We start from the raw sequence: 12,996 nt of genomic DNA on the forward strand, positions 1-12,996 counted from the left end.
GCCGGGGGGTCGGGCCACGCAGTTGCCGCATCGCTGGTTCAGATCAGCGAGTCACGCCACTGCCGGTGCAGGGCCGCGTACCTGCCATCGGCCTCGGCCAGCTCAGCGGGTGGGCCATCCTCGACGATCTTTCCGCCGTCGAGGACGAGCACCCGGTCGGCTGTCTCCACGGTGGAGAGTCGGTGTGCGATAACCAGGGCGGTGCGGTCGCGCAGGATGGTGCCGAGTGCCCGCTGCACGAGCCGTTCGGTCGGTACGTCCAGCGACGATGTCGCCTCGTCCAGGATCAGCACGGACGGGTCGGCCAGGAACGCCCGGGCGAACGCGACCAGTTGCCGCTGCCCGGCGGAGAGCCGGCCGCCGCGTCGGTGCACCTGAGTGGCGTACCCCTCGGGTAGTGCGGCGATGAAGTCGTGCGCGCCGATCGACCGCGCGGCGGCCTGGACGGTGGCGTCGTCCGCGCCTGGGCGGCCGAACCGGATGTTGTCCGCGACGGTCCCACTGAACAGGTGGTTCTCCTGCGTCACCAACACCACCGCACGGCGCAGGTCGGCGTCGCTCACCTCGCGCAGGTCGACGCCGTCCAGCCGAACTGTGCCGGTGTCCGGGTCGTGGAACCGGGCGACCAGCTTGGCGATTGTCGACTTGCCCGCGCCGGTCGGCCCGATCAGCGCCACGGTCTGCCCGGCGGGCACGGTCAGCTCCAGCCCGCCGAGGATCGGGGTGCCCGCGCGGTATCCGAAGGAGACGGCCCGGAAGGTCAACTCGCCACGACCGGGCCCGGTCGGCAGCGGTGTGGGCCGGGCCGGCTCGGCCACGGCCGGCCGTTCGTCGAGCACCCCGGCCAACTTTTCCAGCGCGGCGGTGGCTGACTGCAGTGAGTTGTAGAACTGGCTCAGCTCCTGCATCGGCTCGAAGAAGCGACGTAGGTAGAGCAGGAACGCGGCGAGAACGCCGACCTCGGTGTGCCCGCCGAGCACCCGCCAGCCGCCGTAGCAGAGCACCGCCGCCACGGTGACGTTGCCGATCAGTTTGATCGCCGGTGAGTACGTGGCGATCAGCCGGAACGTGTGCAGGCTGCTTCGTCGGTAGTCGTCGCCGAGTGCCACGAAGATCCGTTGGTTGCGCGGCTCGCGGCGGAACGCCTGCACCGCCCGAATGCCCCGCATCGACTCGACGAAGTGCACGATGACCAGCGCGACCGCGTCTCGGGTCCGTCGGTACGCGCTCGCCGACGACCGGGCGAACCAGCGGGAGAGCCAGAACAGGAACGGGAACGCGAGCAGTGTCACGGCGGCCAGCGGCAGGTCCAGCCAGAGCAGGATGGCGGCCACCGACAGCATCGACAGCCCGGCCATCACCAGGCTGTCGATCCCACCGTCGACCAGCTCGGCAATCGAGTCCAGGTCACTTGTGAGCCGGGAGACCATCCGGCCGGAGGTGTAGCGCTCGTGGAAGCCCACGGACAGCCGCAGGAAGTGCCCGAACACCCGTTGCCGCAGGTCGAGCAGGACGGCCTGGCCGATCCGGGCGGAGATTGTGAGGAACCCGCGGCGGGCTGCGTACTCGGTGACCGCGGCGACCACGAACGCCCCGGCGACGGTGACCAGCGGGCCAGGGTCGCCGACGCGCAGCGGCGGGATAGCCCGGTCGATGCCGACCATGACCAGGTACGGGCCAGCCATCGCGGCGGCGTTCTGGGTCAGCAGCAGGCCGACCGCGGCGGCGAGTCGTCCCCGGTGTGGTCGGAGCTCGTCGGCCAGCAGGGCACGGCTGAGCCGGCGCAGCCGAGCCACTGCCTCGGGTGTGGAGTCCTCGGCTCGGCTCCGGTCAGCCTCCGGGTCGGTGGCTGTTCCGCGCCAGCGGGTCAGCTCCGGTTCCTCCTCGGGCGGTGGGTCGGCCTGCTTCGGCACGGTCACGAGTGCACCAGCCCCCACCCGCCCGAAGGCGAAGGGCTCCCGCCGGCGGCTCCGGCTGCCGGCGGATGTCCGGTGGGCGGCTCGGCGGCGAGCAGCGCCCGGTACGCCGGCACGGTGGCCAGCAGTTCGGAGTGCCGACCGAGGGCGGTGATCCGCCCGTCTTCGAGGAGGGCGACCCGGTCGGCCAGAGCGATAGTCGAGGGTCGGTGCACCACCAGCAGCGCGGTGCTGTTGCGCAGGACCCGCCGCAGTGCCGTTTCGACGAGCGCCTCGGTGTGCACGTCGAGGGCTGACAGTGGGTCGTCCATCACCAGCACCGCCGGTCGGCCGAGTACGGCCCGCGCCAACGCGAGTCGTTGCCGTTGCCCGCCGGAGAGGGACAGCCCCTGCTCACCGACCCGGGTGGCCAGGCCCCACGGCAACTCGTACGCGAAGTCCGCCTGGGCCAGCGCGAGGGCTGCCCGGACGTCGTCGTCGCTGGCGTCCGGGCGGCCCAGGGTGAGGTTTTCCAGGACCGACATGGAGAAGAGTGTGGGTTCCTCGAACGCCACCCCGACCAGTCGGCGCAGGGAGGCAAGCCGCAGCTCGCGCAGGTCGTGCCCGTCGAGGGTGATCCGGCCGGAGGTCGCCTCGTGCAGACGGGGCACCAGGGAGAGCAGGGTGCTCTTGCCGGAGCCGGTGGCACCAACCAGGGCGAGCGTCTCGCCTGGCTCGATGACCAGGTCGATTTCGCGTAGCACCGGCGTGGTGGCACCCGGGTAGCTGAACGCGACCCGCTCGAAGTGGAGCCGGCCGCGGACCGCGTCGCGGGGCAGCGCGAGCGCGCCGGGCAGGTCCACGATCTGCGGTGGGGTGTCCAGCACCTCCTGGAGCCGGTCGGCGGCGGTGGCGGCCTCCTGACCATTGGCGATGATCCAACCCAGTGACTGCACGGGCCAGATGAGCATCAGTTGGAGGCTGACGAACGCGACCAGCTCGCCGATGGTGAGCGCGCCCTTTGCGGCGGCGGATGCCCCGGCCACCAGCACCACGCCCAGGGTCACGTTTGGCACCAGGTCGAGCAACGCCGAGGTGGTGGCCAGCAGCCGCGCCTTGCCGACACCCGTGTCGTGCAACCTCCGGGCTCCACCGGCGAAGCGGGCCGCCAGTTCGGGCCCCCGGCCGTACGCCTTCATGGTGCGGAGGCCCTGTGCGGTCTCCTCGACCAGGGTTGCCACGTCGCCCTGCTGGTCCTGCATCCGTCGGGACGCGGCATGGTAGTGCCGCCCGAACCGTCGACTGATCAGCAGCAGCGGCACCGCGCTGGCCGCGACCAGTACCCCGAGTAGCGCGTGCAGGTCGATCAGCAGCACAACCACGACCACATAGGTGGTCAGGTTGAGCACCAGGAAGAACACGCCGAAGGACAGGAACCGGCGGATCACCGACAGGTCGCTGGTGATCCGGGACAGCAACTGACCGGACTGCCAGCGGTCGTGGAAGCTCGTCGGCAGTCGTTGCAGGTGGGCGTAGACGTCGGCGCGTAACGCCGCCTCCATGCCCACGGCCGAGGACGACTGCACCCACCGGCGGATGAAGATGAGCACCGCCTCGACCACGCCGAGCAGCAGCGCCAGACCGCCGAGCTGGAGCAGCCCGGCAGCTTCGTGTCGGGCCACCGGCCCGTCCACCACCCGCTGCACGACCAGCGGTACGGCGATCCCGGCCGCCGTCCCGGCGAGGCCCGCTACGAGCAGCCAGACGAACTCCTTGGCGTACGGGCGCAGGTAGGGATGCAGCCGCCAGAGGTTGCGCAACGGGTGGGGGGGCGCGGCGACCCGATTGGCCGGGTTGCCGCCGCTCTCCACTGGCACTACCAGACGGTAGCGTCAATAGAAGGCGACACGTGTCAGCTTGTCGTCATGCGCCGCTCATGACCGAGAAGCCACTTCTTCACGTCCAGCCCCCAGCGATAGCCGCCGAGCGTGCCGTCGGTACGAAGTACCCGGTGGCAGGGCACGAACAGTGCCGCCGCGTTCCGGGCGCACGCAGCCGCGGCGGCCCGCACCGCCGGTGGCCGACCGGCAAGAGCCGCGTACCCGGTGTAGGTGACCGGGGTGCCCGGTGGCACCTCACGCAGCACCTGCCAGGCGTGCGCCATGAACTCCCCGCCGGTGTGTTGGCGGACCGGCACCGCGTCGATGGCGTTGAGGTCACCGTCCAGGTAGGACCGGACTGCCGCACTGACCGGGCCGAGATCCGGCCGCTCTCGCAGCGACGCCCGCAGGGTCGGGTGGACCAGGGGCAGCAGCGTCGCCGGGTCCGGGGTGAAACCGGCCGCACGAACGTCGCCGTCCGGGCCGACGAGGATGCTGAGCGGGCCGGCCGGTGTGCTCAGCACTGTGCTGTCGATGCTCATGCCGCTCTCCAGAGTCTGATCGTGGCGTAGGACCGCCAGGGGCGCCAGCGCTCGGCGTACCCGTCGAGGGTTTTCGGGGTGTCGGGCAGGCCGAGCGCGGCGGCGCCGCGCTGGACCGCGAGGTCGGTGCTGAGGAGGACGTCCGGGTCGCCGAAGGCGCGCATGGCCAGGTAGTTGGCGGTCCACGGGCCGATACCGGGCAGTGCGAGCAGCCGTCGGACGGCCTCCTCCCGGTCGGTGCCGGCCGCGAGGTCCACGGACCCGTCAACCACCGCCCGCGCCAACCCACGCAGGGTCTCCCGCCGTGCAACAGGCATCCCAAACCCCGAGTCCGGCAGCGACAAGAGATCCTCCGCGCCCAAAAACCCCCGCAGCCCCCCACCCCCCGGCTCGCCCGGACTGTCTTCGCCCAGATGATCATGAGGTTGACCTGAGGTTTGATCGCTATCCGCCCCGTCAACCTCATGATCGACGCGAGAGGGGGTGGGGGTTTGTAGGAGGCGGGTCAGGGTTTTTTGGGCTGATCGGACCGAGACCTGTTGGCCGATGATGGCGCGGACGGCCATCTCGAAGCTGTCCACGGCACGGGGGACCCGGATTCCCGGTTCGGCGGCGACCGCCGGGGCGAGCGCCGGGTCGGCGGCGAGCGTGGCGTCGATGGCCATCGGGTCCGCGTCCAGGTCGAGCAGCCGGCGACAGCGGGCCACCGCAGGTGCCAGGTCACGCAGGTCGGCCAGCCGCAGCGTCGCCGCCACATGCCCGTCCGCCGGGGTCAGCGCCACCTGGCCGCCGCCGTGTGGCAACCGCAAACCCCGGTGGTACGTCCCGTCGCGGACCTCGTCCAAGCCGGGCAGCGCCCGCACCGCGAGGAAATCCAGCAGCGCCCGGGCGTGCAGCGGCGGGCGGTACGCCAGCCGGAGCGCGATGGTCCCCGCCCCGGCGAGCGCCTGCTGGCCGCCACGGGCCGTCCGCAGGTCGGACGGGGCGCTCGCGTACACCTCGCGGAGCGTGTCGTTGAACTGCCGGACGCTGCCGAAGCCCGCGGCGAACGCGATCTCCGCCATCGGAAGGCCGGTCGTCTCGATCAGGATCCGGGCGGTCTGTGCCCGCTGAGCCCGGGCCAGCGCGAGCGGCCCGGCGCCCATTTCGGCGCGCAACATCCGGTGCAGGTGCCGCTCGGTGTAGCCCAGGCGAGAGGCCAGCCCCGGCACGCCGTCCCGGTCCACCACCCCGTCGGCGATCAGCCGCATCGCGCGGCCGACCACGTCCGCGCGGACGTCCCACTGGGGTGAGCCTGGCGCGGCGTCCGGCCGGCAGCGGCGGCAGGCGCGCAGCCCAATGCCCTGCGCTGCGGCAGCGGACGGGAAGAACCGGACGTTCTGCCGCTTGGGAGTGATCGCCGGGCAGGACGGCCGGCAGTAGATGCCGGTGGACGTCACGCCGGTGTAGAACCAGCCGTCGAACCGCTGGTCACGGCTGTCCACGGCCCGGTAGCACCGTTCGAAGTCCAACTCCATGACACCGATGATGCCCCGCTCGCTGGGCCGCCTGCTGGCGGGAATCGGACCTCAGCGTGCTCGGCAAATGAGCGGCGGTCGGCCCTCGACGGGGGCGTGGGCAGTCAGCGACGGCGCCGATGAGGCTGACCGGATCGGCCCTGCTGACCGGATCGAGTCGACTGGCCAGATCGGCTCGACTGGCTGGCGCGGCTTTGCTGACCGGATCGGGTGGGCTGGCCGGTCAGCAGAGCCGGCCGGAAGACGCCATCCGGGTCGTACCGTTTCCACAGCCGCCGCACCCGGGCCCCGGTCTCGCCCGGGTAGATCCGGGCGAACGCGGCCGGGTCCGGCCGGCTCTCGAAATTGACGTACGCGCCGTCGGCGCGGGCTCCGACGGGCCGCCAGGCGGCGTCCAACGCCGACCCGCTCTGCGGTGGGAACACCGAGGCGATGACCAGCGTGTCCTGGTGGCGATGCGGGTACGCGGTCGCGTCCGCAGCGACGTCGTTGACCGCCCCACCCAGCGAACGGAGCTGGATCACGGCCCGCCCCGGCCCGGTCACCGCTCGCAGCACGGCTCGTGCACGTGCCTCGTCCAGGCCAGTGAACAGACCGTTGGTGGTGGTGCCCCGCTGCTGCCCGACGTTGGGGTGCAGGTGCGCGGTCGGCACCAGGGCCGGGTAGGGCAGCAGGTCGGTCCGGTGTTCGAGCACCTTTCCGATGGCGAGCAACGGCTCCACCACGGGCCGAGCCCGGCGCAGGCTCTCGGCGGCCACCACGGCGGTGATGGACATGAGGGCCGAGCGGCCCTCCGCGTACAGCACGGCGGCAGCCGACAACTCCCGTGGGGCCTGCGCGAGGTAGCTCGTCCACTCCCGGATGGTGCGGCCGTCCGGATGCGCCTCGACGACCAACTGCGCCACGCCAACGTTGCGCTGCTCGACGGCCTCGATCTCGAAGGCCACCACGATCCCCGCACCAGCTCCGGCACCCCGGACCAGCCAGAACAGCTCCGGCTCGTGCTCCGCGTCCGCGCGTACCAGCGTCCCGTCGGCGAGCACCACCTCGACCGCGCGGACACGGTCGATGGTCAGGCCGTGGGCGCGGACCAGCCAGCCGACACCGCCGCCGGTGGCCAGGCCGCCGACGCCGACACCGCCGTAGTCACCTGAGCTGATCACCAGACCGTGCGGGGCCAGCGCCTTCGCGACGTTCGCCCAGCGGGCACCGGCCTCGACCCGGACCAGCCCGGCCCGCTCGTCGAGCACCTGCACCCGGTTGAGCATGGACAGGTCGATGACCACGCCACCGTTGTTGGAGGACGCCCCGGAGAAGCCGTGCCCACCGCTGCGGACGGCAATTGGCAGCCCCTGTTCCCGCGCGTAGCGGAGCGCGTCGATCACCTGTGCGGTGGTCTTCGGCAGCAGGACGGCGGCCGGCGACGCCGACGTGGTGTACGTCGAGCGCAGCTGCGCGTACCGGCGGTCACCGGGTGTGACGATCTGCCCGGTGAGCGAGTTGGGCACCCGGGCCATGGCGGTGGTCATCGCTGCCCCCGCAGCTCGCAGCACGGGCGTCCGGGATCGGTCATGGCCCAACAATGAGCGGGCGTGCCGGCCTCGGCAAACCTGGCGGGCCGGCGCATCGTGTGCGCCGGGGCGCGCGGCGCTCGCCGGTGCGGGGAGTGCCGCGCGGAGGTGACCGGGATCTCCGATCGACTCCTGCACAGACGTCCCAGGTCATCGTCGCGATCCATGATCGGTGAGGCTTTTCGGCCCGGAAGTGTCGGTCGTGCCGGGTAACGTCCGGCCACCAACTGAAGAAGGGGTGCGGCGAATGGCGAGCGTGGCGGGTTGGACGGCGGCGTCGACACAGGGCGCGTTTCCGCCGCTGCCGCGCGCGGTGGCGCAGTCCCTCTACCGCCGCATGCGGGCCGTCGCGCCGGCCGCTGGTGGCGCCATCGAACGGGACCGGGCGACCGACCCGGAGCAGGCCTTCGCCGACACCGCCTGCGGCCGCTTGGCGGGCTCACTCGACGACGCGGGTCTGCGTGCCCTGGGGATGTGGACGCACCACTGGTGCATGCGCTTCTACGACGACGACACCCGCGTCGGCCGGCGGTTGGTTGGCGAGATCGCCGCGCGGCCGGGGCTGGGCTGGACTGCGGACGAGGTGCACTGGATGCTGCGCGAGTCGGTCTCGGCTGGCCCGGCCGCCGCTGATCGATTCACTCTGCCCCACGCCGCCGCCGCGCAGCTGCCCCCGGCCGACGAGCTGGCCTCGGGTCGATGGCCCGAGGTCGAGGTGCCCCGCCAACGGCGACCGGACCTGTCCCGTTGATCACGGGCCTGGCGGGGGTTCGATCTGCGCAGGCCACGCCAAGCCATGATCACCGTGGGCGGGAGGTGAGCGACCGGCCCACGGGCGGAGGGCTGGCTGCGGCAGGATGGACGCCGCAACGCCCCGACGGAAGGACGCCCCGATGCCCGCCAGCGACCCGACAATCCTCGCCACCAGCATGGGCTTCTTCCGGGGCGACCGGGGCCCCGCCGACCTGCGCCCCGGCCCGGTCTTCGAGTTGGCGGCCGAGCTGGCCGAGGCCGGTCCGCAGCCGCGGATCTGCTACCTCGGGCAGGCCCTCGGGGACCAGCCCACCTCGCTGAGCGCGGTCTACGGCGCGTTCGCGGACACCCGGTTCCGGCTGTCGCACCTCAACCTGTTCCCGATGCCGAACGTCGAGGACGTCCGCGCCCACCTGCTCGCCCAGGACGTGGTCTGGGTCGGCGGCGGCAGCGTGGCCAACCTGGTCGCCGTCTGGCGGGTGCATGGGCTCGACGAGATCCTGCACGAGTGCTGGCAGGCTGGCGTGGTGCTGGCCGGGGTCTCCGCCGGTTCGATCTGCTGGCACGTCGGCGGTGCCACCGACAGCTTCGGTCCCCGCCTGCGCGGCTTCACCGAGGGCTTGGCCTGGCTGCCGTACGGCAACGGGGTGCACTACGACAGCGAGGCCGAGCGGCGCCCGCTCATGCACGAGCTGGTCGGCAACGGGACGCTGCCGACCAGCCACTGCACCGACGACGGAGTCGGCCTGGTCTACCGCGGCACCCGGCTGGTCGAGGCAATCGCGGACCGCGAGGGCGTCTCGGCGTACGAGGTCAGCCGCAGCGCGGACGGCAACGTCCAGGAGACGGTCATCGCCCCACGCCTGCTCGGCTGACCGTCATTCCTGCTCGCCTGACAGGCGGCGGCGGAGCACCGCGTCGAAGACCTGCGCCAGCTCGGCGGCGTCCTCCCCGGCGTGGTGCGTGTGTGACACGTCATGCAGGCCCAGCTCATTCTTGATCGTGCTTTGGTGGCTCTGACTCCACTCGCTGCCGGTCAGCCCCATCCAGTAGCTGCGGAGATCGATACCAGAGCCGGTGACACCGAACGGGCTGCGGCCGACGAAGCGGACGAAGTACCAGTGCACGAACATCCCGTCCCAGACGGCGGGCGCGGCGAGGAAGACCGGGCGGCCGATTCGGCGCAGGCCGTCGACCCAGGTCGCGGCGGCCGACATCGCCTCCTGCGCGGTGGGCGCCTCCCGCAGCAGGCGGTCCCGGTCCAGGCCGGAGACGGCCAGCGCCGCCGGCACGAACTCGTCGGAGATGGGACGCAGCTCCGTGTAGAAGGTCAGATCCGGTTGGCCGGCCACGGCCATCCCCAGCGAGATCATGCTGTACGGCCCGGGGATCGGCCCGTCCGCCTCCACATCGACGGCGATGTACAGCTCGGGCAAGGTCGAGTTCATCCCACCTCCAACAGCGCGACATCGAACCGGGAGGGTAGCAATGCTCGCCGAGGCGCGGCGGAAGCGACGATCGATCGCCCGGCCCGTCGAATCGGAGCCACGTGGGTCGGCCCAATCGGCACCCGCGTAAGCTGGCTGGTCGTGAGTCTCTCCATCGGCATCGTCGGCCTGCCCAACGTCGGCAAGAGCACGCTTTTCAACGCGTTGACCAAGAACGACGTGCTGGCGGCGAACTACCCGTTCGCCACCATCGAGCCCAACGTCGGCGTGGTCGGGCTGCCCGACGAGCGGCTGGGCAAGCTGGCCGAGATCTTCTCCTCGCAGAAGGTGCTGCCGGCCCCGGTGTCGTTCGTCGACATCGCCGGCCTGGTTCGCGGCGCGTCGAAGGGACAGGGTCGGGGCAACGCCTTCCTGGCCAACATCCGCGACGCCTCGGCGATCTGCCAGGTCGTCCGGGCCTTCTCCGACCCGAACGTGGTGCACGTCGACGGCAAGATCTCCCCGGCCGACGACATCGAGACGATCAACACCGAGCTGATCCTCGCTGACCTGCAGACCCTGGACAAGGCGCTGCCCCGGTTGGAGAAGGAAGCCAAGCTCCGCAAGGACCGGGCCGCCGCGGTCGCCGCCGCGAAGGCCGCCATCGAGGTGCTCGACGGCGGCACCACCCTCTACTCCGGCGCCGCCGCCGCCAAGATCGAGCTGGAGCATCTGCGCGAGCTGCACCTGCTCACCACCAAGCCCTTCCTGTACGTCTTCAACGTCGACGAGGCCGAGCTGGCCAACGATGCGTTCCTCGACGAGCTGCGCGCCCTGGTCGCTCCCGCCGAGGCCGTCTTCATGGACGCCAAGATCGAGTCTGAGTTGGTGGACCTGCCCGAGGAAGAGGCCCGCGAGCTGCTGGAGTCGATCGGGCAGAACGAGCCCGGCCTCAACCAGCTCGTGCGGGTCGGCTTCCGCACACTCGGCCTCCAGACGTACCTCACGGCTGGCCCCAAGGAAGCGCGCGCCTGGACCGTCCCGGTCGGCGCCACCGCGCCGGAGGCCGCGGGTGTCATCCACAGCGACTTCCAGCGCGGCTTCATCAAGGCCGAGGTGGTCTCCTACCACGACCTGGTCGAGCACGGTTCGATGTCGGCGGCCAAGGCGGCGGGCAAGGTCCGCATCGAAGGCAAGGAATACGTCATGCAGGACGGCGACGTCGTCGAGTTCAGGTTCAACGTCTGAATATGGCCTGTTCTCGCAGGTCAGGCGGTTGAGTCGTTGCCCGGGGGCACGTCGGGGGCACAACCCCCACGCGTCATCGACGGCGCGGCGGGTGCGTTCTTCCGAGTCCGGCATCAGGTGGCCGTACGTCGACAGGACCAAGGTCGCGTTCTCGTGCCCCAGCCGCTCGGCGACCACGATGACCGACTCGCCCTGCATCAGCAGAACCGAGGCGTAGTGGTGCCGCAGGTCGTGACTCGTGGTGCCCTTCGATAGCCCAGCCCGCTCGACGGCCGCCGAGAAGATCAGCGAGCCGTAGTAGTCGTGCCGGTACGGGCTGGCGAAGCGAGTGGTGAAGATGGTGCCGTCGGCAGCCGGCGGGAATTGCGCCGAGTGCTCGCGGATAGCGGTCGCCACCACTTGGGGGAGCGGGACGGAGTTGGGTCAGCCCGTCGCCCCGGCACTGATAGGCGAACGGGATCCTCTACAGGTTCTCCGAGTCACTGGCCGCTTGTATTCGACCACGGTTCTCGCCAAGGTGGACGCGGCATTCCGTGCCGCTGAGTGCGCAGCCGCAAAGACAGCGCTCCCCACGCCTGGCGTCGATGACGTGATCGAGTCCGCGCTAGCGACAGGGAGAACATTGACTGTCGTAAGCAACAACTCCCGCGAAGCTGTCGTGGCGTACTTGAGGTCGCACAGCTTGCTGGACTCCTTTGAGGCTGTCATCGGCCGGTACGAGGGGTTGAACCCGGAACTTCTCAAGCTGGATAGGCATCTACTGGACCTTGCACTCGAAGGAATCGACGCCCAGCGGGCGACGTCTGTCCTGGTAGGCGACTCCACGACCGACATCCAAGCCGCTCAAGCAGCAGGCGTCGGCAGCGTCGGCTACGCGAACAAGCCAGGGAAGAGCGAAGCCCTCACCCAAGTTGGCGCAGACGCGGTCATCCGCCAGATGGCCGAGCTTGCAACGGTGCTTCGTGACGCGCCTCGCCACTGGTGACTTGGGCAGCGCGGACAGGAAACCAGCCGGACTGCCGGCGCGTCTAGTCCCACCACATGTTTGACAGAGTCGTCCCACCTGATGCTTGTCAGCCTAGGTTTGTTGCGTCTCCAAATGTGACGTCAGGTCGCTACGCGAAGATCACGAGGTTCGGGCGAAGCGCCGGATTCATCGATCATCAGCGGGCCGGATGGCAGCGAGGTTCGTCCCGTCGGTGGTCTTGGCAATGAGTTCCTTGAACCGGACCGGGTCGGATTCGGCGATAGCGCGGGCCGCAGCCATCCTGCGGTGAAAGTTCGACGGGTAAAAGGACTCGTCCAGAATGAAGCCTCGGGCCAGCCATTCGCGTGTGGTGTTGTGGTCGCACTCGACGAAGGCGGTGAGACAGGCTGCGCGATACCACGCGCGAAGGTCGGCAACCTCCTCATCTTGGGCTTGGCTACCCGTCGTGGGCTGACTGCTGGTCAGCGCCTCAGGCGACTCGTACACGAGCACGGCCTGCGACCAATACCAGGCGCGGACTGCGCAGACGCGTTGCAGTAGCGGTCCAGAGGTGACGACCGAGATGAGGTACTCCTGGACCCTGCGACGGCCCACCGCCGTCAACATCGGCTCGATGAGTTGGCGATTGGCGGCCACATCTTCGTCGCAGACCACAGCGGCCAGGACCCGATCGGCCAGGGTGGCCGCCAGGTCAGGACGTTCTCGAAGAACGCAGGCAAGCTGCCAGCGCTTGCCGTTCCTCCGGTGGTAGCGACGGAACGACTCGTTGCTCGCGAACCTCGGCGGCAGTTCGGGCTCTACCCAGTCTGAGTTCAGCTCAGCCAGGAGGTCATCAAGCTGCCGCTCGAACTCGCCAGCCAGGTCGCCGTCTGCCCATGCGTCCATGCCGACATCATCTCCGCCGACCCACTCCGTCATCGACTGGCCGAACGGATCTTGTAAAGGACGTGGTGGGCCGCGAGTGTCAAGCATGTCCCGTGACCGGACACCGGACTGCCGGCGATGTTGTGCAAAGTTTCTGTACGTCTTCAAGGCGGCCCGAGACGGGCCGCACGCGCCGCCGCCTGGGCGCGCGTCCGTCGCTCCGCTGGCGCTCCGACTCCGGCCACGCAGAACGCCCGGCGGCTGGCGCGGAGAGCGGGGAGCCCGGGGGCCGCCGCTGACGGTAAGCGGCG

The 12,996-nt window shown here is 70.5% G+C and carries 11 protein-coding genes and 1 pseudogene; 4 read left to right on the forward strand and 8 right to left on the reverse strand.

Going from position 1 to position 12,996, the window contains the following annotated elements; genetic code table 11:
* Nucleotides 1-38 precede the first annotated feature (38 nt).
* The 5 genes from ACLQ28_RS01315 to ACLQ28_RS01335 all read right to left on the reverse strand — a co-directional run bounded on the left by ACLQ28_RS01315 (nucleotide 39) and on the right by ACLQ28_RS01335 (nucleotide 7,363).
* Entirely contained in the window at nucleotides 39-1,919 is a 1,881-nt protein-coding gene (locus tag ACLQ28_RS01315) for an ABC transporter ATP-binding protein (RefSeq protein WP_425684343.1), read from the reverse strand.
* Nucleotides 1,916-3,772 carry an ABC transporter ATP-binding protein gene (locus tag ACLQ28_RS01320; protein ID WP_425684344.1) on the reverse strand — a complete coding sequence of 619 codons (1,857 nt, stop codon included), beginning with the start codon at nucleotides 3,770-3,772 and terminating at the stop codon, nucleotides 1,916-1,918. Before ACLQ28_RS01320 ends, ACLQ28_RS01315 begins: the two co-directional genes overlap by 4 nt.
* 35 nt (nucleotides 3,773-3,807) lie before the next feature.
* Nucleotides 3,808-4,317: a methylated-DNA--[protein]-cysteine S-methyltransferase gene (locus tag ACLQ28_RS01325; protein ID WP_425684345.1), complete on the reverse strand. Its 510-nt coding sequence runs from the start codon at nucleotides 4,315-4,317 to the stop codon at nucleotides 3,808-3,810.
* Complete coding sequence (locus tag ACLQ28_RS01330; protein ID WP_425684346.1) at nucleotides 4,314-5,834, reverse strand: DNA-3-methyladenine glycosylase 2 family protein; 1,521 nt, start codon at nucleotides 5,832-5,834, stop codon at nucleotides 4,314-4,316. Before ACLQ28_RS01330 ends, ACLQ28_RS01325 begins: the two co-directional genes overlap by 4 nt.
* A gap of 104 nt (nucleotides 5,835-5,938) precedes the next feature.
* The gene (locus tag ACLQ28_RS01335; RefSeq protein ID WP_425684347.1) at nucleotides 5,939-7,363 is read right to left on the reverse strand and encodes an FAD-binding oxidoreductase; all 1,425 of its coding nucleotides are present in this window, start codon (nucleotides 7,361-7,363) and stop codon (nucleotides 5,939-5,941) included.
* A gap of 289 nt (nucleotides 7,364-7,652) precedes the next feature.
* Here ACLQ28_RS01335 and ACLQ28_RS01340 point away from each other — a divergent pair, with 289 nt between their 5' ends.
* Together ACLQ28_RS01340 and ACLQ28_RS01345 are read left to right on the forward strand one after the other, a co-directional pair.
* On the forward strand, nucleotides 7,653-8,156 hold the full coding sequence (locus tag ACLQ28_RS01340) for a hypothetical protein (RefSeq protein ID WP_425684348.1): 504 nt from the start codon (nucleotides 7,653-7,655) through the stop codon (nucleotides 8,154-8,156).
* 142 nt (nucleotides 8,157-8,298) lie between these two features.
* Nucleotides 8,299-9,033, forward strand: coding sequence for a Type 1 glutamine amidotransferase-like domain-containing protein (locus ACLQ28_RS01345; RefSeq protein ID WP_425684349.1), 735 nt, complete (start codon nucleotides 8,299-8,301; stop codon nucleotides 9,031-9,033).
* Nucleotides 9,034-9,036: 3 nt separating this feature from the next.
* Here ACLQ28_RS01345 and ACLQ28_RS01350 read toward each other — a convergent pair whose 3' ends face one another.
* Complete coding sequence (locus ACLQ28_RS01350) at nucleotides 9,037-9,606, reverse strand: exonuclease (protein WP_425684744.1); 570 nt, start codon at nucleotides 9,604-9,606, stop codon at nucleotides 9,037-9,039.
* A 141-nt stretch (nucleotides 9,607-9,747) separates the two neighbouring features.
* Here ACLQ28_RS01350 and ychF point away from each other — a divergent pair, with 141 nt between their 5' ends.
* Complete coding sequence (gene ychF / locus ACLQ28_RS01355; protein ID WP_425684350.1) at nucleotides 9,748-10,833, forward strand: redox-regulated ATPase YchF; 1,086 nt, start codon at nucleotides 9,748-9,750, stop codon at nucleotides 10,831-10,833.
* A 174-nt stretch (nucleotides 10,834-11,007) separates the two neighbouring features.
* Here ychF and ACLQ28_RS01360 read toward each other — a convergent pair.
* Nucleotides 11,008-11,232 (reverse strand): annotated as a pseudogene (locus ACLQ28_RS01360) (tyrosine-type recombinase/integrase); the annotation flags it as partial.
* Here ACLQ28_RS01360 and ACLQ28_RS01365 point away from each other — a divergent pair.
* Nucleotides 11,171-11,818 carry an HAD family hydrolase gene (locus tag ACLQ28_RS01365; protein WP_425684745.1) on the forward strand — a complete coding sequence of 216 codons (648 nt, stop codon included), beginning with the start codon at nucleotides 11,171-11,173 and terminating at the stop codon, nucleotides 11,816-11,818. The pseudogene ACLQ28_RS01360 and the gene ACLQ28_RS01365 overlap by 62 nt on opposite strands.
* Nucleotides 11,819-11,986: 168 nt before the next feature.
* Here ACLQ28_RS01365 and ACLQ28_RS01370 read toward each other — a convergent pair whose 3' ends face one another.
* Entirely contained in the window at nucleotides 11,987-12,793 is an 807-nt protein-coding gene (locus ACLQ28_RS01370; RefSeq protein WP_425684351.1) for a hypothetical protein, read from the reverse strand.
* Nucleotides 12,794-12,996: the final 203 nt, after the last annotated feature.

This window comes from Micromonospora sp. DT201, assembly GCF_049841575.1.
Classification (GTDB): domain Bacteria; phylum Actinomycetota; class Actinomycetes; order Mycobacteriales; family Micromonosporaceae; genus Micromonospora.